Source organism: Nocardiopsis sp. NPDC050513, assembly GCF_044457925.1.
In the GTDB taxonomy this organism is placed as follows: Bacteria; Actinomycetota; Actinomycetes; order Streptosporangiales; family Streptosporangiaceae; genus Nocardiopsis.
Genome location: NZ_JBITHK010000012.1, coordinates 97,469 through 123,490, shown reverse-complemented (window position 1 = coordinate 123,490; position 26,022 = coordinate 97,469). Strand labels below are relative to the sequence as shown.

At 72.8% G+C, this 26,022-nt stretch carries 20 protein-coding genes; 9 read left to right on the top strand and 11 right to left on the bottom strand.

Annotated elements, in window-relative coordinates:
* Positions 1-138 precede the first annotated feature (138 nt).
* Both hemQ and hemG read right to left on the bottom strand, forming a co-directional pair.
* The gene (gene hemQ / locus ACIBFB_RS20930) at positions 139-849 is read right to left on the bottom strand and encodes a hydrogen peroxide-dependent heme synthase (protein WP_397232572.1); all 711 of its coding nucleotides are present in this window, start codon (positions 847-849) and stop codon (positions 139-141) included.
* On the bottom strand, positions 846-2,315 hold the full coding sequence (gene hemG, locus ACIBFB_RS20925; RefSeq protein ID WP_397232570.1) for a protoporphyrinogen oxidase: 1,470 nt from the start codon (positions 2,313-2,315) through the stop codon (positions 846-848). Before hemG ends, hemQ begins: the two co-directional genes overlap by 4 nt.
* 186 nt (positions 2,316-2,501) lie before the next feature.
* Here hemG and ACIBFB_RS20920 point away from each other — a divergent pair, with 186 nt between their 5' ends.
* Positions 2,502-3,575, top strand: coding sequence for a DUF4349 domain-containing protein (locus tag ACIBFB_RS20920; RefSeq protein WP_397232568.1), 1,074 nt, complete (start codon positions 2,502-2,504; stop codon positions 3,573-3,575).
* 41 nt (positions 3,576-3,616) lie between these two features.
* Here ACIBFB_RS20920 and hemE read toward each other — a convergent pair whose 3' ends face one another.
* A complete protein-coding gene (gene hemE / locus ACIBFB_RS20915) occupies positions 3,617-4,648 on the bottom strand; it encodes a uroporphyrinogen decarboxylase (RefSeq protein WP_397232566.1) in 1,032 nt (343 codons plus the stop codon).
* 275 nt (positions 4,649-4,923) lie between these two features.
* Here hemE and ACIBFB_RS20910 point away from each other — a divergent pair, with 275 nt between their 5' ends.
* From ACIBFB_RS20910 to ACIBFB_RS20885, 6 genes are all read left to right on the top strand, one after another.
* A complete protein-coding gene (locus ACIBFB_RS20910; protein ID WP_397232564.1) occupies positions 4,924-5,499 on the top strand; it encodes a DUF3000 domain-containing protein in 576 nt (191 codons plus the stop codon).
* A 78-nt stretch (positions 5,500-5,577) separates the two neighbouring features.
* On the top strand, positions 5,578-6,840 hold the full coding sequence (locus tag ACIBFB_RS20905; RefSeq protein ID WP_397232562.1) for an HRDC domain-containing protein: 1,263 nt from the start codon (positions 5,578-5,580) through the stop codon (positions 6,838-6,840).
* 195 nt (positions 6,841-7,035) lie between these two features.
* Positions 7,036-8,097: a tetratricopeptide repeat protein gene (locus ACIBFB_RS20900; protein ID WP_397232704.1), complete on the top strand. Its 1,062-nt coding sequence runs from the start codon at positions 7,036-7,038 to the stop codon at positions 8,095-8,097.
* Between the two features lie 193 nt (positions 8,098-8,290).
* A complete protein-coding gene (locus ACIBFB_RS20895) occupies positions 8,291-9,490 on the top strand; it encodes a thiolase family protein (RefSeq protein ID WP_397232560.1) in 1,200 nt (399 codons plus the stop codon).
* Positions 9,487-11,580: a 3-hydroxyacyl-CoA dehydrogenase NAD-binding domain-containing protein gene (locus ACIBFB_RS20890; protein ID WP_397232558.1), complete on the top strand. Its 2,094-nt coding sequence runs from the start codon at positions 9,487-9,489 to the stop codon at positions 11,578-11,580. Before ACIBFB_RS20895 ends, ACIBFB_RS20890 begins: the two co-directional genes overlap by 4 nt.
* Positions 11,581-11,730: 150 nt before the next feature.
* Complete coding sequence (locus tag ACIBFB_RS20885; RefSeq protein WP_397232557.1) at positions 11,731-12,591, top strand: hypothetical protein; 861 nt, start codon at positions 11,731-11,733, stop codon at positions 12,589-12,591.
* Between the two features lie 49 nt (positions 12,592-12,640).
* Here the strand turns inward: ACIBFB_RS20885 and ACIBFB_RS20880 are convergent, their stop codons facing one another.
* On the bottom strand, positions 12,641-13,732 hold the full coding sequence (locus tag ACIBFB_RS20880; protein ID WP_397232555.1) for an NAD-dependent epimerase/dehydratase family protein: 1,092 nt from the start codon (positions 13,730-13,732) through the stop codon (positions 12,641-12,643).
* A 72-nt stretch (positions 13,733-13,804) separates the two neighbouring features.
* On the opposite strand from ACIBFB_RS20880, the gene ACIBFB_RS20875 reads away from it, so the two are divergent.
* Positions 13,805-14,266 (top strand): MarR family winged helix-turn-helix transcriptional regulator, encoded by a 462-nt coding sequence (locus ACIBFB_RS20875; protein WP_397232553.1) that lies wholly within the window; start codon positions 13,805-13,807, stop codon positions 14,264-14,266.
* 38 nt (positions 14,267-14,304) lie between these two features.
* Here ACIBFB_RS20875 and ACIBFB_RS20870 read toward each other — a convergent pair whose 3' ends face one another.
* The 7 genes from ACIBFB_RS20870 to ACIBFB_RS20840 form a co-directional block, all read right to left on the bottom strand.
* The gene (locus ACIBFB_RS20870) at positions 14,305-16,419 is read right to left on the bottom strand and encodes an MMPL family transporter (RefSeq protein WP_397232551.1); all 2,115 of its coding nucleotides are present in this window, start codon (positions 16,417-16,419) and stop codon (positions 14,305-14,307) included.
* Positions 16,420-16,546: 127 nt separating this feature from the next.
* Positions 16,547-17,728 (bottom strand): alpha/beta hydrolase, encoded by a 1,182-nt coding sequence (locus ACIBFB_RS20865; RefSeq protein ID WP_397232549.1) that lies wholly within the window; start codon positions 17,726-17,728, stop codon positions 16,547-16,549.
* Positions 17,725-18,894 carry a hypothetical protein gene (locus ACIBFB_RS20860; RefSeq protein WP_397232547.1) on the bottom strand — a complete coding sequence of 390 codons (1,170 nt, stop codon included), beginning with the start codon at positions 18,892-18,894 and terminating at the stop codon, positions 17,725-17,727. Before ACIBFB_RS20860 ends, ACIBFB_RS20865 begins: the two co-directional genes overlap by 4 nt.
* Positions 18,881-21,196, bottom strand: a complete 2,316-nt coding sequence (locus ACIBFB_RS20855; protein ID WP_397232545.1) for an MMPL family transporter — start codon at positions 21,194-21,196, stop codon at positions 18,881-18,883. Before ACIBFB_RS20855 ends, ACIBFB_RS20860 begins: the two co-directional genes overlap by 14 nt.
* 140 nt (positions 21,197-21,336) lie before the next feature.
* Positions 21,337-22,977, bottom strand: coding sequence for an FAD-dependent monooxygenase (locus ACIBFB_RS20850; RefSeq protein WP_397232543.1), 1,641 nt, complete (start codon positions 22,975-22,977; stop codon positions 21,337-21,339).
* Entirely contained in the window at positions 22,974-23,645 is a 672-nt protein-coding gene (locus ACIBFB_RS20845; protein WP_397232541.1) for an HAD family hydrolase, read from the bottom strand. The genes ACIBFB_RS20850 and ACIBFB_RS20845 overlap by 4 nt, the downstream gene beginning before the upstream one ends.
* Positions 23,642-24,670 carry a ScbA/BarX family gamma-butyrolactone biosynthesis protein gene (locus ACIBFB_RS20840; protein WP_397232539.1) on the bottom strand — a complete coding sequence of 343 codons (1,029 nt, stop codon included), beginning with the start codon at positions 24,668-24,670 and terminating at the stop codon, positions 23,642-23,644. The genes ACIBFB_RS20845 and ACIBFB_RS20840 overlap by 4 nt, the downstream gene beginning before the upstream one ends.
* Before the next feature lie 532 nt (positions 24,671-25,202).
* On the opposite strand from ACIBFB_RS20840, the gene ACIBFB_RS20835 reads away from it, so the two are divergent.
* On the top strand, positions 25,203-26,021 hold the full coding sequence (locus ACIBFB_RS20835; RefSeq protein ID WP_397232537.1) for a BTAD domain-containing putative transcriptional regulator: 819 nt from the start codon (positions 25,203-25,205) through the stop codon (positions 26,019-26,021).
* The last annotated feature ends 1 nt before the right edge of the window (position 26,022 follow it).

The window sequence follows — 26,022 nt, the reverse complement described above, 5'->3', positions numbered from 1 at the left end:
CCGGGCGGATCTCCGCCCGGGGCACCCCGCACCGGCGCGGGCCTGCCGGCCCTGTTCGGGCACCGCCGGGGCGCTCCAAGGGTGGGACTGCGCCGCAGGCGTCCGTCGAGGGTGGCGGAGGACCGTGGCGAACGCTGGCTACGGCAGGGCGTCGACGAGCTCGGCGACGCTCCGGCGGCGGCCCGTGTAGAACGGCAGCTCCTCACGGGTGTGCAGGCGGGCCCTGGCGCCGCGCAGGTGGCGCATCAGGTCGACGATGCGGTGCAGCTCGTCGGCCTCGAAGGCCAGCAGCCACTCGTAGTCGTTGAGCCCGAAGGAGGACACCGTGTTGGCGCGCACGTCCGGGTAGGGGGCGGCCATGCGGCCGTGCTCGGCGAGCATCGCGCGGCGCTCGTCGTCGGGCAGCAGGTACCACTCGTAGGAGCGGACGAACGGGTAGACGCACAGGTGGTCGCGCGGCTCCTCGCCGGCGAGGAAGGCGGGCACGTGGCCGCGGTTGAACTCCGCGGGCCGGTGCAGGCCCACGACCGACCACACCGGGGTGCTGGCCCGGCCCAGGCGGGTGCGGCGGAAGGCCGTGTACATCTCCTGGACCTGCTCGGAGGTCTCGGCCACCCACCAGAACATGATGTCGGCGTCCGCACGCAGGCCCTGCACGTCGTAGCTACCCCGGGTGGTGATCCCGCGCTCGGCGGACTTGTCGAAGAGGGCCTGGAGCTCGTCGGCCGCCGCGGCCCGGTCGACTCCGTCGAGGCCCTCGACCTTGAAGACCGACCACATGGTGTAGCGGATGAGCGCGTTCAGGTCGGTGCCGTCCTGGTCGACGGCGGTGTTCTGCTGGCCCGTCACGGGTTGACTCCTTGCTCGTTCGTTCCTTCGGCGTCGCCGCCGGGGGCTGTGTGACTGTTCGGGGGGAGCGTGCGCGCCAGGCGCTCGGCCGCGCGGCCCGCGTCGGCGACGCACGCGGGGATGCCGACGCCACCGTAGGCGGCGCCGCACACTCCCAGGCCGGGGCGCCGGTCGACCGCGGCGCGGATCCGGTCGACCCGGGCGGTGTGGCCGACCCCGTACTGCGGGATGCCGTTCCACCAACGGGTGACCCGGCTCCGCACGGGGAGGCCGGCCAGCCCGGTCACGGTGGCCAGGTCCGCGGTGGCGACCGCCGTCAGATCCTCGTCGGAGCGCTCCAGGACGGCGGTGTCGCCGCCACGGCCGATCGAGCACCGCACCACGGCCAGGTCGTCGCCGGGGTTGGCCGCACGCAGCTCGTCGGCGATCCAGGGCCACTTGTTGCTGGAGAAGGTGGCCGCCTTGATGGTCAGCCCCTCTCCCGCCGGGACGAGGAAGCCGCTCCCGGTCAGCGGCCTCGGGAAGGCCGCGGCGGGCAGCACCAGGGTCACCAGGGCCATGCTCGCGTACTCGACGGCGGACAGGTCGCGCGCGGCCTCGGGCACGTGGTCGGCGAGCAGCCGGGCGGCCTCGGGCGCGGGGCAGGCCAGCAGGACGGCGTCGCAGTCCAGCCGGTCGCCCGTGCTCAGGTGGACCCGCCAGCCCTGCGGAAGGCGCCGCAGAGCGTCGGCCCGCGTGCCGGTGCGCACCCGGTCGCCGTGCCGCTCGGCCAGCGCGCCGGCGAGTGCGGCGATCCCTCCGCGCAGCGACGCGAACACCGGCCCGGCGGAGGTGGGGGCAGCGCCCCGACCCGCGAGGCTGGCGTGCACCGCGCGCATGAGGGAGCGGTCCTCGCGCGCCATGGGGGCGATCTGCGGCAGCGCCGCGTCGAGGGAGAGGCGGTCGGCCCGTCCCGCGTACACGCCGCCGAGCAGCGGTTCGACGAGCCGGTCGACGACCTCGTGCCCCATGCGCATTCCGACGTAGGCGGCCACCGGCAGGTCGCCGCGCACGGGCGTGCGCGGCCACACCAGATCCAGCCCGGCGCGCAGGGTCCCCCGCCAGCTCAGCACCCCGCTGCGGGCGAGTGCGCGCAGGTCGCCGGGCACCCCCATGAGCTGGCCCGCGGGCAGCGGCCGGATCCCGCCCCGGGTGTAGATCCCGGCGGAGCCGGGGCCGGGGTGCACGACGCGGTCGGCCAGGCCGAGTTCGGTGATCAGGTCGAGGGCCTCGGGGCGGCGGGCGAGCACCGACTCGGCCCCGGCGTCGACGGGGACGCCCGCCACGGGCGAGGCCTGCAGCTTTCCCCCGGGCGCGTCCGCGGCCTCCACCACGGTGACGGCGGCTCCGGCCCCGGTGAGGCGGTGCGCGGCGGTGAGCCCGGAGACCCCTCCCCCGACCACGACGACGTGCGGTGCTTGTGCCATGCCCCCAGCTTTCCAGATGCCGCGGGTCACACCGACCCGCCGTCCCCGAAACGCGGTGGGCCTTCCGCGTGCCGTGCGACCCCCGCGCCCCACCGGTCCCGTGTACGGCCCGACCCGCGACCCCGTCGTTGCACCGTCGTTACCCGGGGGCCGAAACGCCCGCTCCGTGCCCCGCGTCGAAGGGCCATGAGAGCAACCACTTTCCCCCAGCGGTGGCGTACCACCGCGGCCGGACTGTTCGCGGGTCTGGCCGTTCTCCTGATCACCTCCTGCGGCGGAGCGGGCAGTGAGTCCATGACCTCCGAAGCCGCGGGCGGGGCGGCGCCCGAACGGGCCGACAGCGCCGCCGTGGACCAGGGCGCGGCGGCGGACATGAGCGCCCAGTCCGAGGAGGGCGCCGGGGACGGCGCGGGCGCGCTCGGCTCCGGAGTCGAGGCCGCGGACCGCGACCTGATCCACACGGCGACCATGAGCGTGCGCGTCCGGGACGTGGAGGAGGCCTCCCAGCGCGCCTCGGAGCTGACCGTCGAGGCGGGCGGCTACGTGTCCTCGGAGGAGCTGTCGACCCCTGTCGGCGGGTCTCCCAGCGCGAGGCTGACCCTGCGCGTCCCCGCCGAGGGTTACGAGGACGCGCTGACCGGCCTGGCGGAGCTGGGCGACCGGTCCTCCCTGGAGCGCTCGGTGGAGGACGTCACCGAGGAGGTCGCCGACGTCGAGAGCCGCGTCGCCTCCGCGGAGGCGGCCCTGGAGACGCTGCGCGGCTACCTGGAGGAGGCCGAGGACGTCGACGACCTGCTGCGCGTCGAGCAGGAGATCCAGAACCGCCAGTCAGAGCTGGAGGCGTTCCAGGCGCGGTTGGAGGCGCTGGACAACCAGACCGCCTACTCGACGGTGCACCTGAGCCTGGACAGCCCGGACACCTACGTGGACGGCCCCTCCGGCGATGCCGTCGGGTTCCTCGAGGCCCTGGGCCAGGGCTGGGCCGCCCTGGCGGCCGTCGCCCTGTGGATCGCGGTCATCGCGGGCTGGGCGCTCCCGTTCCTGGTGATCGCCGCGGCGGTCGGTCTGCCGCTGTGGTGGTACCTCAGGCGGCGCGCCCGCGCCGCGCGGTCCCCGCGCGAGGAGGGGGACCGGGCCTCGGAGCGGACCGGCGGGGACGGCGACGGAACGGCCGGCGGCGACACCGGCCACGCCGCCCACGGCGACGGGAACGGCACGGGCGACGGCGACGGTTCGCCGAGGCGGGACGGGTCGGACTAGGGGGCCGGGGCGGGTCAGCCCAGTACGGGCTGACCCCGCGGTCAGCGGGCGCTCTGCTCGTGCACGTAGGCGGTCAGGCGCGTCAGCATGTCCGGGTCGGTGCTCGGCAGGACCCCGTGGCCGAGGTTGAACACGTGGCCCTCGGCAACCTGTCCCCGGGACAGGATGTCGCGGGTCCGTCCGGCGACGACCTCCCACGGGGCGAACAGCGTCGCCGGGTCCAGGTTGCCCTGGAGGGCCTTGCCGGGCCCCACGCGGCGGACCGCCTCGTCGAGCGGCACCCGCCAGTCGACGCCCACGACGTCGGCGCCGGCCTCGCCGAGGAGGCCGAGCAGCTCGCCGGTGCCCACGCCGAAGTGGATGCGCGGCACGTCGTACTCGGCGAGCTGGCCGAAGATCCACGAGGTGTAGGGCAGCACGGAGGAGCGGTAGTCCTCGGCGCTGAGCGCGCCGACCCAGGAGTCGAACAGCTGCACGGCGCTCGCGCCCGCCTCCACCTGGGTGCGCAGGAAGCCCAGGGTGATCGCGGCCAGACGCCGCATGAGCTCGTCCCAGAGCTCGGGCTCGCCGTACATGAGCGCCTTGGTGTGCTCGTGGTTCTTGGACGGGCCGCCCTCGATGAGGTAGGAGGCCAGGGTGAACGGGGCCCCCGCGAAGCCGATGAGCGGCGTGTCGCCCAGCTCGCCGACGAGCTGCCCGACCGCCTCGGCCACGTAGGGCAGGTCGCCGGGCTCGATCTCGCGGAGCCGTTTGAGCCCGGGCGCGTCGCGGATCGGGTCGGCGACGACGGGGCCGACGCCCGGCTTGATGTCGAGGTCGATGCCGACGGCCCGGAGCGGGACGACGATGTCGCTGAAGAAGATCGCGGCGTCGACGCCGTGGCGCCGGACGGGCTGCAGCGTGATCTCGGTGATCATGTCCGGGCGCGAGCACGCCTCGAGCATGGGCACGTCGGCGCGGACCCGGCGGTACTCGGGCAGGGAGCGCCCGGCCTGGCGCATGAACCACACCGGGGTGTGGGACACCGGCAGCCCTCGGCAGGCGCGGAGGAAGGGAGAGTCTTGAAGCGTCACACCTCGATCGTGCCATGCCCGTTCCGGTGCTCTCGTTCGGATCACCGGACCGTGACCCGGACGCGCACGGAATCCGGTGCGCCGCGCGGCGCGACGGTCCCAAGATCATCACAAAACACCGACACGCCGTGCGAACTCCGTACCGACGAAGGTGACTCGTGCCACGGTCGGTTCCGTTCCCATCAACCGACCCGCGCCCCGGTGTCGGTCGGCTGGCTATGCCCGAACGACCCCCGGGACGTGATCACCACAAGATGAAGGCTGACGTTTCCACCATGCCTGATGTCGGTAGCGCCGAGAACGCGCACGAGACGTTCCGGCGAGCGGTCGAGGCGCTGCACGGCCCCACCGTGCGCCCGGAGATCGCCGTGCGGGAGATCCCCGCCCCCCAACGGCTGGCCCCGCACGCGGCCGCCGTGTCGGCCGAGGTGACCGTCCAGGGCGAGGAGGTCGCCTGGGGGCGGCTCATCGTCCTGTACGACCCCGAGGGCACCCGCGACTGGCCCGGACCGTTCCGGGTGGTGTGCCAGGTCAACTCCGAACTGGAGTCGGAGATAGCCACCGATCCCCTGCTCGGACCGGTCGCCTGGAGCTGGCTCACCGACGCTCTGGAGGCGCGCGGGGCCGCCCACCACACGCTCAGCGGCACGGTCACGCGGGCCACGACGGAGGGGTTCGGCACCAAGTCCGGTGAGGGAGCGACCACGGAGGTGGAGATGCGCGCCTCCTGGACGCCGGAGTCGGATCAGCTGTCCTCCCATGTCAACGCCTGGTTGGCGCTGCTCGCGTCGGCCGCGGGGCTGCCTCCCCTGGACGTCGCCGACATCGCCCGGCAGCGCTCCCGGTCCTGAGCGCGGCCGGGGCCGTCCCAGGCCGGTGGGACCGGTCCGCGTTCCGCGTCCGGTGGCCACAGCGCATACCGTAGTGGTGTGGCGAACGCGTTGAACTCCAAGACAGAACCCCACGAACCAGGAAGCGACGACGCCGAGAGGGCGCCTCTGCTGCGGGAGCCGCGTGAGGGCCTGCCCGACGTCACCTCCGACGCCGACGCGCTCGCCGGTGTGGTCGCGGCCGTGTCCGCCGGGACGGGTCCGGTGGCGGTCGACGCCGAACGGGCCTCGGGGTACCGGTACGGTCAGCGCGCCTATCTGGTCCAGCTGCGCCGGGAGGGTTCTGGTTCGGCGCTCATCGACCCGATCGCCTGCCCGGACCTGAGCGCGCTCGACGCGGCGCTGGACGGGGCCGAGGTGGTCCTGCACGCGGCCCACCAGGACCTGCCGTGCCTGTCGGAGGTCAACCTGCGCCCGCGGAGCCTGTTCGACACCGAGCTCGCCGGCCGCCTGCTCGGTTACCAGCGCGTGGGGCTGGGCTTCATGGTGGAGCGTCTGCTGAACGTGCGCCTGGCCAAGGAGCACTCCGCCGTGGACTGGTCCCAGCGCCCCCTGCCCGAGGACTGGCTGCGCTACGCAGCCCTGGACGTGGAGATCCTCATCGAACTGCGGGACGCGCTGGAGGACGAGCTGGCCGAGACCGGCAAGCTGGAGTGGGCGCGTGAGGAGTTCGCGGCCGTGCTCGCGACGCCGCCGAAGGAACCGCGGCCGGATCCGTGGCGTCGGACGTCGGGCATCCACCGGGTGCGCAACCAGCGTTCCCTGGCCGCCGTGCGCGAGCTGTGGTACGAGCGGGACCGCATCGCCCAGGAGCGGGACGTCTCGCCCGGTCGGGTCCTGCCGGACGCGGCGATCGTGGAGGCCGCGGCGGCGATGCCGCGCACGTCCGGTGAGCTGGCCGGGATACGGCAGTTCGGGATCAAACTGGCGCGGCGCTACCTGACCACGTGGATCAGGGCCGTCAACCGGGCGCGGGACATGCCCCAGGCCGAACTCCCGCGCCCCAACGCGCCGGGCGACGGGCCGCCGCCGGTGAACCGGTGGCCGGACAGGGCTCCGGAGGCCGCGCGGCGGCTGGAGGCGGCGCGCGCGACGGTCACGGGGATCGCCGAGGACGTGGTGATGCCGACGGAGAACCTGCTGCTGCCGGACACCGTCCGGCGGTTGGCGTGGGCGCCGCCGCGCTCGGTGGACGCCGACTCGGTGGCCGTGTTCCTGCGTGAGCGCGGCGCCCGGGACTGGCAGGTGGGTCTGACCGCGCAAGCCCTGGCCACGGCCCTGCTGGGAGCCGAAAAGGGATGATCTTTACCCCTGCTTAACCCACGTAACCCCAAAGTGACCGAACTCACCCCCGATGGGGGGTGGTTCACGCCTGTTCTCGCGCCTCGTGTCCGATTATGTTATGGAAATGTGCCCCGAACACCGGGGGGCTCTTGACGAAGGCGACGGTCCGCGGCGGTGCCCGCCGCGGGCGGTGATCAGGGAGATGTGGTGAGTCTGCTGGCGTTCTGGCGTGCGCTTCTGCGCGAAACCGGCCTGTCCCGAGCGGACAGGACGCGCCCGGCGTATACCGCCGTGCCCGCTCCCATGGGTCCGTCCGAGGAAACCGCGGGTGAGTACGTGCGCGTGGTGGGCCGGGCCGAGGCCGCCGAGGTCGACGCGGGGTGCGCGACGGTCACCGAGATCGTCGAGCCGCTGCCGCGCCGTCCGGTCCCGCGGGCCGCGGAGCCCGCCCGAGCCGCCGTGAGGTCCACCGCTCCGGCCCAGCCCCCGACCGCCCGCTCCGGGGGCAAGCGCGCGGCGTCGCTGGAGCGCACGCTCCAGTCGCTGGTGGAGCGGCACGGCACCGAGCACCCGGACACCATCACCGCGCGCAACAACCTCGCGACCAAGTACGCGCAGATGGGGCGGCGCCAGGCGGCCGTGCAGCAGTTCCAGCTCGCGCTGGGCGAGGCCGTGTCGGTCCACGGAGAGGATCACCCGCGCACCGAGATCATCCGCGAGAACCTGGCCTGGGCGCTGGAGGACGCGGGACAGCCCGCCGAGGCCGCCGACCAGTGGGAGATCCTGCTGCGCGAGCGCGAGGAGCAGTTCGGCCCCGCCGACGAGGACACCGTGGAGGCGCGCAGCCATCTGGCCGCCTGCTACCGGCGCGACGGCCGCCTGGACGCCTCGATCGCCCACTACGAGCGGGCGATCGAGGACGTGGCCACCACCGAGCGGCGTGAGGAGCTCCGGTTGGGGCTGAGCATGGCGCTGAGCCTGGCGGGTCGCTGCGAGGCCGCCATCGGGCAGCTGCGCACGGTGCTGTCGGCCCGTCGCCGCCGCCTGGGCAAGGGCCACCTGGACACACTCGGCGTGCACCACCGGCTCGGCCGGGCGTTCACGCAGGCGGGCCGCCCGGACGAGGCGGTCGAGGTGCTGCGCGACGCCTACCGCGTGGCCCTGAACTCCTCGGGCGACCCGGAGGTGCGGCGGCTGACGCTGCGGCTGCGGCGCGACCTCGCGGGCGCCTACAACGCCGCGGGCCGGCCCCGCGAGGCGGACGCCCTGCTCTGAGCCCGATGACGCGGGGGCGCGCGGATCCGGTCCGCGCGCCCCCTTCGTGTTCCCGGACCGGTTCCTCCCCGCCGGACGGCCCTCTCCCGGCGATCCGGTCGAAGTCGGTGCCGCCACCGCTCGCGTTATTTGTTACTGGCGAGTAGCATGACCGTGACAAGTCCGTCCCACCGCCTGAGAAGGAGGGCCCATCGTGCCGCGAACCGCACGCGATGTCGTGTTTGTCGACGGGGTCCGCACCCCGTTCGGCAAGTCTGGCAAGGGCCTCTACGCAGAGACGCGTGCCGACGACATGGTCGTCCGCGTCATCCGCGAGCTGCTGCGCCGCAACCCGGGTCTGCCGCCGGAGCGCATCGACGAGGTCGCCATCGCCGCCACCACCCAGATCGGCGACCAGGGCCTGACCATCGGCCGCAGCGCCGCCATCCTGGCCGGACTGCCGCAGAGCGTCCCCGGCTACGCGATCGACCGCATGTGCGCCGGCGCGCTGACGGCCGTCACCACCTCCGGCGCGGGGATCTCCTTCGGCGCCTACGACGTGGTGATCGCCGGCGGCGTCGAGCACATGGGCCGCCACCCCATGGGTGAGGGCGTCGACCCCAACCCGCGTTTCCTCTCCGAGAAGCTGGTCGACCCCTCGGCCCTGGTCATGGGCAACACCGCGGAGAACCTGCACGACCGCTACCCGACCATCACCAAGGAGCGCGCCGACGCCTACGCGGTGCGCAGCCAGGAGAAGGTCGCCAAGGCCTACGCCGACGGCAAGATCCAGCAGGACCTCGTCGAGATGGTCGTCCGCTCCCTGGAGAAGGGCTGGGGCCTGGCCACCGAGGACGAGCCGCCGCGGCCCGGCACGACCATGGAGTCGCTCGCCGGTCTGAAGACCCCGTTCCGCGCCCACGGCAACGTGACCCCCGGTAACGCCGCCGGCCTCAACGACGGCGCGACCGGCGCGCTGCTCGCCGCCGAGGACGTCGCCGCCGAGCTCGGCCTGGACGCCCGCATGCGCCTGGTCGACTTCTCCTTCGCCGGCGTGGACCCGGCGGTCATGGGCGTCGGCCCGGTCCCGGCCACCGAGAAGCTGTTCGCACGCCAGGGCATCTCGATGGACGACATCGGCATCGTCGAGATCAACGAGGCCTTCGCCGTCCAGGTGCTCGCCTTCCTGGAGCACTTCGGTCTCAGCGACGACGACGCCCGTGTCAACCCCTGGGGCGGCGCCATCGCCGTCGGCCACCCGCTGGCCTCCTCCGGCGTGCGCCTGATGATGCAGCTCGCGCGCCAGTTCGCCGAGCGCCCCGACGTCCGCTACGGCCTGACCACCATGTGCGTCGGCCTGGGCATGGGCGGGACCATCCTGTGGGAGAACACCAACTACGAGGGGGGCAAGTGAGCACCGCGATCGAGCAGGCCAGGGAACTCTTCGGCTCCGAGGTCGTCACCAACGCGATCTCCCGTGACGTCCAGCTCCCCTACGGGGCGGGCACCGCGGTCCTGATCACCCTGGACAACGGGCACGACCACACCAAGCCGAACACCTTCGGCCCCGGCGGTCTGCTCAGCCTGGACACGGCGATCGAGGCCGCGAGGGCGCGGACCGACATCGTCGCCGTCGCCGTCACGGGCAAGCCGTTCATCTTCGCGGTGGGCGCCGACCTGACCGGCGTGCCCGCGCTCCAGAACCGCGAGCAGGCGCACGCGATCGGCAAGCTCGGGCACGACGTTTTCCGCAAGCTCGGCGAGCTGGACGTGCCGACGTTCGCACTGGTCAACGGCGCCGCCATGGGTGGCGGCGTCGAGGTCGCGCTGCACTGCACCTACCGCACCGTCTCCTCGGGCGTCCCGGCGTTCGCGCTGCCCGAGGCCTTCCTGGGCCTCGTCCCGGGCTGGGGCGGCACCTACCTGCTGCCGCACCTGATCGGCGCCGAGAAGGCCCTGAAGCTGATCGTCGACAACCCGCTCGCCCAGAACACGATGATCAAGGGCGGACAGGTCTTCGAGATGGGCATCGCCGACGCCCTCTTCGAGCCCGCGGACTTCGTCGAGGAGTCGCTGCGCTGGGCGGCCAAGGTCGTCAAGGGCGACATCACGGTCGAACGCCCCGAGGTCGACAAGGGCGAGGCGTGGGACAACGCGGTCAACATGGCCCGGTTCACCGTCGAGGGCAAGCTGCACGGCGCCGCCCCGGCCCCGGCCCGCGCGGTCGAGCTGGTCGCCGAGGCCAGGAACCGCACGCGTGACGAGGGCTTCGCCGCCGAGGACGACGCGCTCGCCGACCTCATCATGAGCGACGAGCTCAAGTCCGGCCTGTACGCGTTCGACCTGGTGCAGAAGCGCGCCAAGCGGCCCGCGGGCGCGCCGGACAGGCAGCTGGCGCGCAAGGTCACCAAGGTCGGCGTCGTGGGCGCCGGCCTGATGGCCGGGCAGCTGGCGCTGCTGTTCGCCCGCCGCCTGGACGTGCCGGTCGTCATGACCGACCTGGACCAGGAGCGCCTGGACAAGGGTGTGGCCTACGTCCACGGCGAGGTCGACAAGCTGCTGAGGAAGGGCCGGGTCAGCCAGGACAAGGCCAACCGCCTCAAGGGCCTGGTGACCGGTTCGCTCACCAAGGACGCCTTCTCCGACGCCGACTTCGTGATCGAGGCCGTCTTCGAGAGGATGGAGATCAAGCAGCAGGTGTTCGCCGAGGTGGAGGCCGTGGTCTCCCCGGAGGCGATCCTGGCCACCAACACCTCCTCGCTGTCGATCAACGAGATGGCGGCCAAGCTCCGGCACCCCGAGCGGGTCGTGGGCTTCCACTTCTTCAACCCGGTCGCCGTCCTGCCGCTGCTGGAGATCATCCGCGGCGAGAAGACCGACGACGCCGCGCTGGCCACGGCCTTCGCCACGGCCAAGAAGCTGAAGAAGACCGCGGTGCTGTGCAAGGACGCCCCGGCGTTCGTGGTCAACCGGCTGCTCACCCTGTTCATGGGCGAGGTCCTGGCGGCCGTGGAGGAGGGCACCGAGCCCGAGGTCGCCGACCGCGCGGTCGCCCCCCTGGGGCTGCCGATGTCGCCGCTGATGCTGCTCCAGCTGGTGGGTCCGGCGGTGGCGCTGCACGTGTCCGAGACGCTGCACGAGGCCTTCCCGGAGCGCTTCGCCGTGTCCCAGCAGCTGGCCGAGGTGGTCAAGGCCGGCAAGACGCAGATCTTCGCGCCGGACTTCAGCATCGACCCGGAGGTGAAGGCCCTGCTCAGCGGCGGGACCGACCCGTCCGAGGAGAGCGCGATCCTGGACCGGGCGCTGCGCGCGCTGGCCCGCGAGGTGCGCATCATGCTCGACGAGGGCGTCGTGGCCGAGCCCGCCGACATCGACCTCTGCCTGATCACGGGCGCCGGTTGGCCGTTCCACACCGGTGGCATCACTCCGTACCTCGACCGCTCCGGCGTGTCCGAGGCCGTCAACGGCAAGCCGTTCCACGAGGGCGCGCTCAAGGCGCTCTGACGGTCGTAGGACCCTGGACGGACCCAGCGGGCCCGGTCGCCGCAAGGCGGCCGGGCCCGCTCTTTCGTGTCATTTCCACACGAAACCGAATTCTCGAATAATCCGGTCACTCAATCGTACTTATCAGTAACCCTGTGTAATATCTGGTGCGTGGCAATCTCCCCAGAACACCAGATCTACACGGAGTTGTTCTCCGACTCCCCCGACATGGCGGTCGAGTTCCTGCGCGGCCTCGGCGTGGAGGTACCCGACTACCGACGCAGTGAGATCACCTCGTGCGACCTCGGGCACGTCGACCCGGTCGAGCGCCGCTCCGACGTCGCGATCATGCTGCGGGGCCCCAGCCCCGAGGACCCCTTCGACAAGCTGATGGGCGTCATCGTGGAGGTCCAGCGCGACGAGTCCGAACGCAAGCGCTTCACCTGGCCCGAGTACCTGGCGTGCCTGCGGTCCCGGCACGAGTGCCCGGTCAGTCTGCTCGTGATCTGCCCCCGGCAGTCCGTGGCCGACTGGTACGCGGAACCGATCGCGCTCGGTCACCCGGGCTTCGTGCTGCATCCTCTCGTGGTGGGACCGAGCGACATCCCCATCGTCACGGATCCAGCCACCGTCGCCGAGTCCCCCACCCTGGGAGTGCTCTCGGCGGCGGCCCACGGAGCGGGTAGGTCGGACGTGTTGGACGCCCTGCACACAGGCCTCAGCGGGATCGCCCCGGAGCAGGCGACGAAGTACATTGGATACTCGCTCCACCTACTCTCCGACACCAACGGACAGAAAGCACTGGAGAAGCTCATGATGGCGGACACGTTCGAGTACACCAGCGCCTGGACCGAGAGCCTCGAAGCCAAGGGCGAGGCGAAGATGCTCCTGCGGATCCTCAGGGCCCAGGGTGTCGAGGTGACCGAGGACGCACGCGAGCGCATCACCGGCTGCCAGGACCTCACCCAGCTCGAAGCCTGGGCCGACCGAGTCCCGAGCATCACCTCCATCGACCAGCTCTTCGACGAGTAGCGGACCCCACGGCCCGGTCGCCGAAAGGCGGCCGGGCCCGTTCCCGCGGTCAACCGGCGGGCAGGGTGGCCGCCGCCCCGGCGGCCGACAGCATCCCGTGCTGGCGGTACCAGGCGCCCATGGCCGTGATCGTCTCCGTGAGCGGGCGCGTGCCCACCCCCAGGTCCTCCAGGGCCAGGCGGGACGAGATGTGCCGCTGGTCGCCCTCGCGCAGGACGCCGATCGCGGTGCGGGTCGCGGTGGGCTCTGTCCCGCTCACCTTCGCCTGGAGCTCCATCAGCGCGGCGGCGGCCATCGCCAGACCGGCGGGGACCGCCCGGGGGGCGCGGGAACCCGTCTCGGCGGCGACCGCGCGGGTCAGGCGGGGCAGCGGCACCTTGCCCCCGGCCAGGACGTAGCGGTCGTGGCGGCCCACCCGGGCCGCGGCGACGCAGGCGAGCGCCACGTCGCGGGCGTCGACCACGTAGTTGGCCAGGCGCGGCACCGCGCGCACCGACCCCCGCGCCACGTCCAGGAAGAGCCGTCCGGCGGAGGTCGGCCCCGCGTCGCCCGGACCCCACATCCACCCCGGCAGGACCACGGCGATCCGCGTGTCGCCGGTGCGCCCTGAGGCGACCAGGTCGTCCACGACCCGCTCAGCCCGGACCTTGCTCGACGGGTAGCACTCCGACACCCTCATACGCAGGTACCTGTCCGGGGCCGGGGTCCGCTCGTCGGCCGGGTCGTCGGGGCCGCGCAGGGCCAGGACGTTGATGGAGCTGGTGTGGACGAGGACGGGGACCCCCGCGTCCGCGGCCTCGCGCACGATGTCGCCGGTCGCCCGGACGTTGACGTCCTCCAGCGGGCCGGTCAGGGAGGGGTCCTGGAAGTACTCGCGGAAGTAGGCGGCGGTGTGGAAGACCTCGTCGACGCCGGCGAACAGGCCCCGGTAGGACTCGGGGGCGGTGACGTCGCCGGCGGCCAGGCGCAGCCGGGGGTCCTCGGCGGGCAGCAGCCGCCGGGCGCGGTCGGGGTCGCGGACGAGGGCGACGACCTCCTGCCCCCGTTCGAGCAGGAGGCGCACGATGTTGCTCCCCAGGAGGCCGGTCGCGCCGGTGACCAGGGCTCGTTCCCTGGAGGGGAGGGTGGGTGTGTCCGCCATGACTTCCGTCCTCACTATCATAAAATTGATATACAGTCATAGTTTTTGATGAATATCGAATCTGGGTGAGTCATGAACAACGCCGCCGATTGGGAGACCCCCCTGTGGCAGATGACCGGCTTCCGGCTGATCAAGCTGGGTGAGCTGGTCCAGGCGACGACCGTGGCGGCCTTCGGATCCCTGGAGATCACCCCGCGCCAGTTCCACGTGCTGGCGGCCGCCGTCTCCCTGTCCGACCCCTCCCAGAAGGAGCTGAGCCGCGTGCTGGGGGTGGACCCGAACGTCATGGTCGGACTCGTCGACGACCTGGAGGCCCAGGGGCTGGCACAGCGCGTGCGCAACCCCCAGGACCGGCGCCGCTACATCGTCACGCCGACGGACAAGGCCACCCGCCTGCTCGAGGAGGCCCGTGCCGTCGTGGCCGAGACCGAGAGGAAGGTGTTCGCCTCGCTGTCCGAGCGGGAGCGCCAGGAACTGCACGAACTGTCCGGACGCCTGCTCACCGGCAACCCCCGGGTCACCAAGCACGAGTAGGGCCGGGTGCGCCGCCGCCCCCGGCGCACCCGGCGCTCTCATCCCTCCCTGATCCCGTACCGCTCCTGGAACCGCTTCAGCGGAGCGGGAGCCCACCAGTTGGCGCGCCCCGCCAGGCGCATGAACACCGGAACCAGGACGGCCCTGATGAGCGTGGCGTCCACCAGGATCACCACGGCCATGCCGACCGCCAGCATCAGCAGGTAGAGGACGCTGGAGGAGGCGTAGGTCGCGAACGAGGCGGCCAGGATGACGGCGGCCGCGGTCACCAGCGGTCCGCTGCGCTGGAGACCGGCCGCGACCGCCCCCCGGTTGTCCCCGGTGGCGTCGTACTCCTCCTTGATCCGGGACATCATGAACACCTCGTAGTCCATGGACAGCCCGAACGCGATGCAGAACATCAGGATCGGGAACGTGGTCTCCAGGGTCCCGTTGGCGGTGAAGCCGAGGAGACCGGACAGGTTGCCCTCCTGGAAGATCCACACGATCACGCCGAACATGACCGCCAGGCTGAGCACGTTGAGCACGATCGCCTTGGCGGGCAGCAGGAGGCTGCCGGTCATGAGGAACAGGATGGCGAACGTGATCGCCATGATGAGCCCGAACACCAGCGGCACCTGGCCGAGCAGCGCCTCACGGAAGTCGGTGAGGTCGGCCGGGTAGCCGCCGACCTCGGCCCCGCCCGGCGCCGGGACGTCGCGGAGCCGTTCGATCAGCGAGCCCGTGTCGTCGAGCGCCTCGGCGTCGGGGACGGCGGAGAACCAGGTGGCCTCGGCCGAGCCGAACCGCTCCTGGGCGTCGGGCTGGGGGCCGGAGATCTCGCGGCCCTCCGCGTACCCGCCGGTGAGGGCGTCCACCTGGTAGACCCCCTCCACCTCGGACAGGGCGGTCGCGTACTCCGCGATCGCCGTCTCCTCGGACTCCCGTCCGGGCACGTCCACCAGGATCTGGACGGCGTCCATCTCCTCCTGCGCGAAGTTCGCCTCGATCTGGTCCTGCACGTCGCGGCTGGAGTTGCCCTGGGGCAGCACGCGCGCGTCGGGCAGCCCGAAGTTCAGCCCGAGGACGGGCGCCGCCATGAGCAGGACCAGGGCCAGGGCGGGGATTCCGTACAGGAGCGGGCGGCGCATCATCCGCAGCGACATGCTGTGCCACCAGCCGCTGTCGGCACGGGGTTCGCGCCTCGGCCGCACCCGGTGCCCGACCTTGGCCAGGGCGGCGGGAAGGATGACCAGCGCCGCGAACACCGAGGTCAGGACCACTCCGACGCCGGAGTAGGCGAAGGACTGCAGGAAGGGGAACGGGAAGAGCATCAGGCAGGACAGCGCCACGGCGACGGTCAGTCCGCTGAAGGCCACCGTGCGCCCGGCCCTGGCCACCGCGATCCGGACCGCGTCGGAGACCTCCCGGCCCCGGGCCAACTCCTCCCTGAACCGGTTGATGATGAACAGGCTGTAGTCCACCCCGAGCCCGATGCCCATGACCAGGGTCAGGTTGGCGGCGAAGGTGGAGACCTCGGTGAGGTAGCTGACGCCGCGCAGGAGGGCGAGGGTGCCGATCACGGAGAACAGCCCCATGCCCAGGGTCAGGGCGGCGACGGAGACCCGGCGGTAGATCACCAGGAGCAGGACGAACACGAGCGGGAAGATGATCGCCTCGGCCCGGAGGAAGTCGGCCTGGGCCTGCTCCGCCGCCTGGCGGAAGATCTCGTCGCCGCCCCCGACCTCCACGCGGATCACGCCGTCCTCGCGGGTGAGCTCGGGGGAGATCTCGCCGAGGGCGGCGCGGGCCTCGGTCACCGTGCCCTCCATGCGCGCGGTCACCAGCGCCTGCGTGCCGTCGTCGGACCGCATCGCCGGGGAGCCGCCGCGCGACCAGTACGACGCGGTCTCGGCCACGCCGTCGCGGGAGGCCAGGTCCTCCTCCACGGCGGTGGCGGCCTCGACCACCGCCGGATCGTCCACCGTCCCCTGCTGGGCGGTGACGAGGAGCAGGAAGTGGTGTTTGCCGGTGCCGAACTCCTCCTCCAGCACCGCCTCCACCCGCAGCGACTCCGAGCCCGGGCTCTCGAACCGGCTGAGCAGCAGCCGGTCCATCGTCCCCGTCGCCAGGTACAGGCTGACCAGCGCCAGCGCGACGCTGGCCAGGATCACCCGTCCCGGTCGTCGGGCCAGCCCTGCGCCGAGTCCGGCGAAGAACGAGGGGCGTCCCGGAGTTTCCTCCTCTCTGTCGGGGGGCGACTGTGTCGACGGTGACGTGGCCATGGATCGCCTTCCAGGGTCAGGAATCGGTCGGGGCGTGCCGCTCCATCCACGCGGCAGCCGTGTCGTACACGCGCTCGGACCCCTCGTCGACGGTGACGAAGTGTCCGGCGTCCTCGAGGGTGGTCTCGGTGACCTCGGGGCTGGAGGTGAACAGGCCCGGGTACCCCTCCACGCCCTGGCGCAGGACGTCGAGGGAGCCGAAGACCAGGTGGACCGGGACGTCGATCTCGTCGACCAGGTCCAGGTCGTAGAGGATGGCCATCGGTTCGGAGACCATCACCCCGCACGGGTTGGGTCCCCACCGTTCCTCGACCGCCGCGACGACCGCCGGGTCGGCGGAGGGGCCCAGTCCGCCGTCGACGAAGTCCTCCAGCGTGGCGTCGAAGCGCACGTAGCCCTCGGGGTCGCCGGGCTCCGAGTGGGGCAGCCCGCCCTCCAGACAGGTCTCGTAGGCGGTGAGGAAACGCCGGTTGGTGTCGCCGGTGATGCCCACCGCCGCCCATCCGGTGAGGAAGAGGCCGTCGATCCCGCCGAAGGAGGCGGACGCGGTCTCGGCGACCAGGGCGCCGCTGGAGTGACCGCCCATGAACACGGTGCCGAAGGCGGTCGCGTCGCCGCCGTCGGCCGTGTAGTCGCCCTCCCGCAGTCGCTCCACCACCTGGTGCGCGATGTCGGAGTGCGCGCCGCTGCAGGTGGCGAAGCCGTCGGGGATGTCGCTGGAGCCGTAGCCGAGCCGGTCGACGGTCACCGACGCGTGACCGCGCGCGGCCAGTTCGTGCGCGAAGTTGCGTCCCTGGACGTCCAGGCGCCAGATCCACTCGCCGGTGTTGGTGCCGTGGACGAGCAGCATCACGGCCGGATCGTCCCGCTCCAGGACCGCGGCCGGGGCGGTGAGGTGTCCGCGCACGGTGTACTCCTCACCGTCGGAGGAGCACTGGCCGCGGGTGCGGTTGACGTTGTCCACGGTGAACTCGACGGGCAGGTCCACCACGCCCTCGGGAAGGACGGCGGGGCCGGCGGGCGCGGCGGTCGGGGCCTGGGCCCGGTCCCCCGGCGTCGACGCGGCCCGCGCGCCGTCGGCGTGGGCCGCCGCCGCCCACACGGCCACGAGGGCGGCCAGGCAGGCGGACAGGAGTCGGCGGGTGTGCGGCATGCGCGCTCCCTCGTGCTGGTGGGGGGTCGTCGGTCGGACGCTCATCGCTCCTCCAGCCACACGGCGAGTTCGGCGCGCACGCGCTCCGCCCCCGGTTCGAGCGGGAAGAAGTGTCCGGCGCCGGGCACGGTGACCACGTGGGTCCCGGGCGCTCCGGTGAAGCGGGCGACGTGCGCGGGGCCGTCGGCCACACGCCGGTCGGCGTCGGCGAAGGCGAAGAACACGGGCACGTCGACCGCGTCCAGGTTGCGGGTGTCGGTGGCCAGCGCCTCCACCTGGGTGCCCAGGTCGCCGCAGGGCGTGCGCTCCTGGAGCGGCGCGGCCAGGGCGGCGACGTCGGAACCGGTGTCGTGGAAGACCTCGGCGGTGAAGGCGGTGCGCCCGACGTCGATGTAGGCGTATCCGGTCTCCCCCGCGGCGTCGGGGCCGGGAGGTCCGGCGCCGGCCGCGGCGGGGACGCCGCCCTGCATGCAGGAGGACAGTCCGCCGAAGAAGCGGGCCTCGGCGCGGTCGGTCAGTCCGGTGCCGCTCCACCCCATGAGGACCAGCGCGTCGGGGGCCTGGTCGCCGGTGAAGGAGTACGCGGTGATCTGGGCGATCTGGGCGCCGTTGTGGTGCCCGGCCAGGACCACGCGGTCGAAGGCGGGGACACCGTCGAGGAGGTCCGGGACGGGGGCGACGGTGTAGTCGCCGTCACGGAGCCCCGCGATGACCTGGGCGGTCATGTCGGCCTGGCTGCCGAGGCACATGGCCATGCCGTCGGGGCGGTCGCTGCCGCCGTAGCCGAGCCGGTCCAGGGTGAGGGAGGCCTGGCCGAGCAGGGCCATCTCCTCGGTGTGGTGCGCTCCGGGCGCGTCGAGCCGCCAGAACCACTCCCCCGCCGCCTGCCCGTGCTGGTAGAGGGTGACGGTCGGCGCGTCCTCCTCCAGGACGGATCGAGGGGCGGTGAGGTGGCCGCCGAGGGTGTACTCCTCCCCGTCGCTGGTGCAGGGCAGTCGGGAACGGTTCCCGTTGGTGACGGTGAAGGTGACGGGCACGTCGACGATGTCGGCGTCGGCGAGGCGGGCGGCCGTGGACGCGGCCCTGTCCCCGGGTGCGGGGTCGGGGTCGGCGGCCGGTGCCGGGCCGCCGGCGGGAAGCAGCCACCAGACGGTCGCTGCGGCGACCGCCGCCGCGCCGGCGGCGGTCAGGGCCCTGCTAGTCCTGGACACGGACGGCCTCCGTTCGCGACGTCGTTCCGGTCGGGGCCGGGGGCTCGTCCGGCGGCTCGGGTTCCGCCGTCCGGTCCGGCGCGGGGCGGGACCGCGCTCCGGACCCGGTGAGGACCCGGTGCAGCCGCCGCAGCGGCGCCGGGGCCCACCACGTGGCGGTACCGGTGAGCCGCAGGACCGAGGGGACGAGGAAGCAGCGCACGACCGTGGCGTCCGCGACGACCGCCAGGGCCACGCCCCAGCCGAGCATCATGGTGTTGGTGACCCTCGACGCGCCGATGGCCACCATGACCACGGCCAGGGTGACGGCGGCGGCGGTGACGACGCCGCCGGTGCGGCGCAGCCCCAGTTCGACCGCGGTCCGGTGGTCCCCGGTCCGCTCGTACTCCTCCCGCATCCGGGCCAGGAGGAAGACCCCGTAGTCCATGGACAGCCCGAAGGCGATGCAGAACATCAGGACGGGCAGGGCGGTGTCGATGAATCCGGTCGGCGTGAAGCCCAGCGGTCCGCTGAGGTTGCCGTCCTGGAAGACCCAGACCACCGCGCCGAACATGGCGGTGAGGCTGAGCGCGTTGATCACCACCGAGAGCAGGGGCAGGACCGCGCTGCCGGTGAGCAGGTAGACGAGGACGACCATGCCCGCGACCACGGCGGCGAGCGCGGCCGGCAGCCGGTCGGCGATCGCACCCTGGGCGTCGACCGCGGCGGCGGCCCGTCCCGCGACGGAGACCTCCAGGGAGGTGTCCAGCGCGCGGATCTCGCGGACCAGCCGCTGGCTCTCCGGGGAGATGTCCTCGACCTCGGGCACGGGGACCACCTGGAGGTAGACGTACTCGGTGGACTCGCGCAGGGCGTCGACCGGGGTGCGGGCCTGGGCGGGCCGGCCCCGGACATACTCGCCCAGGGGCGAGCGGACCTCGTCGACGTCGTCGAGGAGGGACAACCGCTCGACGTAGTCGGTGAGCGCGCGGGTGTCGATCTCCTCCGGGGGGCTGTGGACCAGGACGTCGACCGCGGCGGTGGCGGTGGAGCCGAAGTCGTCGCGGACGACGTCGGAGACCTGGCGGGACTCGGCCTCCTCGGGCAGTTGGCGGTCGTCGGCCATGCCGAACTCCACCCGCAGGAACGGCAGTCCGGCCACGACGAGCAGCGCGAGCGAGGCGATCGCGAAGACCGGCGCGCGTCCCATCACCAGGCGGGTCAGGCGGCGCCAGCGCCGGTCGGCGGCCTCCTCGGGGGTGACCCGGACGCCCGCGGCCGACCGGCGCGGCAGCAGACGGCGCGGGTCGAGCGCGTTGACGCGCCCGCCGAGCAGGGTCAGGGCCGCCGGGAGCACCGCCAGGGTGGCCAGGGCCGCCAGCAGCACCACGGTGACCCCGGCGTAGGCGAAGGAGCGCAGGAAGTACAGGGGGAACAGGAGCATGGCCGCGAGGGCGGCGGAGACGGCCAGCGCGGAGAAGAGCACCGTGCGTCCGGCGGTGCGGACGGTGACGGCGGTGGCCGTCGGCGGATCCGCGCCCGCGGCCAGTTCCGCGCGGAAGCGCCGCACCATGAGCAGGGCGTAGTCGATGGCCAGCCCCAGCCCGAGGGCGACGGTCAGGCTCTGCGCGAAGACCGACACGTCGGTCAGTCCGGCGATCACCCACAGGACCGCGTTGGTGCCGATGACGGCGGTCACGCCGACGGCCAGCGGCAGGACGGCCGAGACGACGCTGCCGTAGACCCACACGAGGATCAGCAGGGTGACGGGCAGGGCGATGGCCTCGGAGACGGCCAGGTCCTCGGCGATGGTGGTCTCGATGTCGTTGAGCACGGCGGTCTGGCCGCCGACCCGGACGGTGAGGGGGCCGTGTTCGCCGCCGTAGCGGTCCGCCAGGTCGGCGACCGCCCGTCCCGCCTGCGCCTCGTCCCCGCCGACGCGGGCGGCGATGATCGCCGCCGTTCCGTCGTCCGACTTGAGTTCGTCGGCCCCGGTCTGCCAGTAGGAGGTCACCCCGACCACGGCGTCCTCGTAGGCCAGCCCCTCGGCGAGCCCGAGCGCCCGTCCCGCCGTCTCGCGGTCGTCGACGCCGTCCTCGGACTCCACCAGCAGGACCAGGTTGGGCCTGCTGTCGGGGAAGTGCTCCTCCATGGCCTCACTGGCCAGCGCCGACTCGGAGAGGGGGTCCTCGGTCCCCTGTCCGGCCCTGAGCCGGTCGGTGACGTCGGAGCCGACGACCACGGCGCCGACGACCGCCGCCAGGGCCACGGCCAGGACCCACCACGGTCTGCGCGTGGTGAGCCCGATCAGTGCGTCCAGCATGGTGTCACCCCCTTCGGCGCTCGCCGGCCGCGCCGGCGGCGGCCGGGAGGACCCGACCGCCGCGACTCGATCCCTCTGCGCCACGGTACTGTATGGGAATCATATGAACACACATCCAGATAATATGCTTCATATATTGTTTACCTGAGGGATCGCTCTGTCCGAGGCAGGAGCGCCGTGCGCAGGAAGCTCTCGGCGCGCCAACCGGAACCGAGCACGGCGACCGCGCCGACCACGGCGTCCGGGCGCACGTGGATCGCCCAGTCCCGCCCGGGCGGCCCCTGCGCGGGGCGCCTCAGGCGGACCGTGTCGCACCCGGCCGCGGGAGCCGCCCCTCCCCCGCCGGGACCGCGCACGACGAGGACGTCCACGTCGCCGGGCGCCCGCTCACGCAGCTCCCCGGCCGCCTCGTCGACCCTGGGCGAGGTCCCGCCCACCACCAGGCAGTGCCGCCCCGAGGCCACGTACTCGTGCAGGCTCCCGGCCTTCGTTCCGCCGACGGGCACCAGCGCGACGTCGCCGATCCGCCGCCCCGGCTGCGCCCCGCCCAACGCCCGACCCGCCCGCCAGCCCCCCGGAGCAGCGGTGACCGCGGGACTGTCCCCGAGGTCGGGCGCGATCTGCGCCAGCTGCGGGACGAGCCTCCGCTCCAACAGGCCCGACGACGAGAGCGCGCGCATCAGGGTGTCCCGGACCAGCCGGGCCGCCGGTGCGCGCACCATCCAGGCCCGCGTCTGCCGGTCGGCGCTGCGCACGGCGGTCCGTGCCGTGGGCCGGCGCTCGGCCGGGTAGCTGTCCAGGAGCGAGACGGGGGCTCCGCGCAGCACTCCGGCGAGCTTCCAGCCCAGGTCGAAACCGTCCTGGATCCCGGTGTTGAGCCCTTGCCCGCCCGCCGGGCTGTGCAGGTGGGCGGCGTCCCCGGCGATGAGGAACGGTCCCCGGCGGAACTCCGCGGCGATGCGCGCGTGCACCCGGAACCGGCTGCGCCACCGCACCTCGCCGATCCGCAGACCGCCCGGCCCCCGTTCGTCCAGCAGTCGGGACAGGAGCGCGTCGGAGGGCGGTTCGGCGTCCCCGTCCGGGGCGATGTCGAAGAAGACCCGGTGTCCTCCTCCCGGCAGCGGCACCACCACCAGCACCCCGTCCGGGGTCAGGTGGTACTGGGCCTCGTCCTCGGGCGCGGGGCCGTGGAGCACTCCGTCGCCGAGCAGGAAGACCCGGTCGTAGGTGTCGCCCTCGAAGGCCACGCCCAGCGCGTCGCGGACCGCGCTGCGGCTGCCGTCGGCCGCCACCACCCAGGGGACGGCCACCTCGCGCGTCGCCTCCGGGCGGTCCGCGGGGCCGAGCACGACCCGCGCCCCGGCCCCGGCGGGGGCCGCCGAGTGCACCCTGGTGGACCACTCGACCTCCCCGCCGAGCGCGAGGAGCCGTTCGAGGAGCGCGTGTTCGGTGGCGGGCTGGGGCAGGCAGATCGGCCGGGGGAAGGCGGTGCCCGTCAGCGCGCCGAACCGCACCCGGCCGATCCGCCGTCCGCCCGAGAAGTAGGAGGCGGAGTTCAGGGGCAGGGCCTGCCGCACCACCGTCTCGTGCACGCCCAGGCGGCGCAGGACCTCCAGGGAGCCGCTCCACAGGATGAGGGCCTTGGGCTCCTCGGCGACGCCGGAGCGGCGCTCCACCACGCGGCAGGCGATGCCGTTCTGGAGCAGGGTGCAGGCGGCGGCGAGCCCGGTGGGCCCGGCGCCGACCACGAGCACGGGGGGGTGCTGACCGGGGGCGCTCACCGGGTCCTCCCCGTGTCGGCGAAGGACTGCCCTGCGCCGTCCAGGAGCGCGGTGACCTCGGCCGCCGCCTGTTCGTTGTGCTGGAAGTGGACGGTGGCCATCCCGATCTCGGCTGCCGCGGCCAGGTTGGCCTCCAGGTCGTCGACGAACACGCAGCGCTCGGGCGTGGTGCCCAGCCGTTCCAGGACCAGCCGGTAGATCTCGGGGGCGGGTTTGCGGACGCCCTCGTGCGCGGAGTTGACCACGACGTCGAACAGGTCGTCGGCGGGGAGGGTGGCCCGCCAGAGCTCCTCCCACTCCACGACGTTGTTGGTGAGCAGGGCCAGGCGGTACCCGTCCATGCCCAGTCCGCGGAGGAACTCGACGAACCCCTCGTTGCCGACGCGTCCGGCGAACCAGGTCTCGCCGAACGTCTGGTCCTCGGGCAAGGCCAATCCCCCTCCGGGCAGCTCGGCGGCGACGCGGGCGACCATCTCGGCCTCGGTGATCGCCCCGACCTCCAACAGCGCCATGGGCGCCGTGCCGTGGCGCTCGGTGGCGGCGGCGACGGCCCGCACCAGGGCGTCGGCCGTGTGCCCGACGGTCCTGGCGAAGCGCTCCAGGGTCTCGGCGAGCGGGTTGGTGAGCACGCCGCCGTAGTCGGTGACGACGGTGTCGATCCGGTTCACGCCCACTGGGCCACCTCGACCCGCATCGTGGCGCAGACGTTGCCCCGCTGGAGGACGCGGACGTCCGCGGCGGCCACGGCGCCGAGCCGCTCGTCCCCGCGGAACGGCGCGGGGTCGGCCTCGACCACGGTGGTGAGGTCGTTCTCGCAGAACTGGCTGAAGTCGGCCGCGACCGCCACGGGGACCAAGGTCGCCGGGTCCAGCCCGCCGCCCCGGGCGGCGGAGACCGCGGTCAGCTGACGGGCCGCCTCCATGAGCAGGTTGCCGGGCAGGTGGTCCAGGGGGTGGTCGAACAGGTGGGGGTGGTCGCGGTCGGCGACCACGATGGCGCTCCAGCCGCCCTCCCGCCGCTGCACGGGGTCGCTGACGACCACGTTGCGCGGATCGCGGCGGCCCACGACGGCGGGGGAGCACGGCGCCGGGCGCGGCTGCGCCGACCGGTCGATGTCCAGAGCCGCCCGGCCGTTGGCCCGCATCACCTCGTAGTCCTTCCTGCGCAGGAAGAACAGGGCGCCGCCGACGGTGCCCAGCGAGCCGCCGTTGACGAGCATCTCGCCCTGGAAGTCGTAGCCCAGGATCCGGCCGGATCGGCTCCGGTGCAGGTCCGCGTCGACCCGGACCAGCATGCGGGCGGGCTCGGGTCCCTGGCGCAGCAGCACGGGGTCGTGGACCGCCAACACCATGCGCTGCATGATGAAGGCCTGGTCCATGGGAACGTCGAGGTGCCGGTGGGAGATCAGCACACCCGTCTGGCGGCAGGCCTCCAGGACGACGGGGAGGTCGTAGGTCTGGTCCTCCAGCATCACGTGGCCGCGCGGCAGCTGCGCGGCGACCTCGAAGACGTCGCCCTCCAGTCGCTGGGAGTCGGTCGCGAAGACCTCGGCGACGGCGTTGCGGTGCACCAGCCACCGGGGGACGGTCGCGTCGTAGCGCATCTCGCGCGGCCCGTCCGGCTCCAGGGAGGACAGTCCGTCGGCCGCGGCGGCGGCCGACGCGTCCTGTTCGCTCACGGAAATGTGGTTCATCGCTTCCCTTTCCGTCACTTTCTCGGGATCGGACTTGTCAGAAGTGACGGTTCTATTTGCCGCCCAACTCCTGTTACCGGCCAGTATCAAGAGCGGCCGTGAAGTCAACCTGAAGAGACCCTGAAGGCCGAACTCGAAAGATCAATCCCACCCGCCCCGACAGCCACCGGAACTGCGGGAACGGAGCGAAAGCGAACGAGCGGTCATGATCATTAGCGCAGTGTGATGATCAACACACGGGATCATCGCGATGAGATAGCACTGCGGGGAACTGGCAAAACGAAAGCCACCACACCAAGAGAAGCCGGAATGTGACGGAACGTGATCCGAGGCCTCTCTATGATCGGCCTCCGGCAGGGGAGATATTCCCGTACACCTCTCCGCACACCGGCGACTACGGAGAGCGCGAACCGCATCGGCCCGGGCCACCCCTCCGTGCCGTATTCGTGACCGAGTTCCCCGCGGCCAGAATTCAACAGGAGCGCACAAAAACTGGCGAACCGTGAGACTTGTCAGACCGGAAGGAACCGGAATGCTCACAGCACGACAAGGGGCGAGCACGACCATGACCGTGCTCGGCGAACTGGCCGTCTTCGGCGAGGACGGCGCCCTCGACCTGGGAGCACCCCGCCAGCGGACGGTCCTCGCCGCACTGGCCCTCCACGTGAACCGACCCCTGACCACCCAGCGGATCGTCACCACGGTGTGGGGCGGCGCCGCTCCGACCTACGCGGCGAACCTGGTGCACAAGTACGTCTCCGGACTGCGCCGCGCGCTGTCGGACCTGCCCCCGCAGCGGGGCATCCGCATCGACAATGGCCGGTCCGGATACCGCCTGGTGGCCGGAACCGAACAGCTCGACCTGTTCCTCTTCCACACCCACACGGAGGCCGCCAGGGGGCTGCGCGACCGCGGCGAGTACGCCGGGGCGGCGGACCTGTTCGCCGAGGCGCTGCGGCTGTGGCGGGGACCGTTCCTGGGTGAGCTCCCTGGCCTGGCGTTCGACGACGAGCGCGTCTACATGGAGGGCGTGCGCCTCGCGGCGTTGGAGGAGTTCGCCACCCTGTGCATCGCCGTGGGCCGCCACAGCGAGGCGATCGGGCCGCTCGGCGACGCCCTGCGCAGGCATCCGCTGGAGGAGAACCTCGCCAGGATGCTCATGCTCGCCCACTACCGCGCGGGGAACACCGCCAAGGCCGTCCTGGTCTACGAGGAGCTCCGCCGCCGCATGGCCGGAGAGCTCGGCGTGACGCCCCAACCCGCGCTGAACGACCTGGTCCGAGCCCTGCGCAACCACGCTCCGGTACCGAACGAACCCCGCTGTGGAGCCCTGGCGCCGACCACCCCCTAGA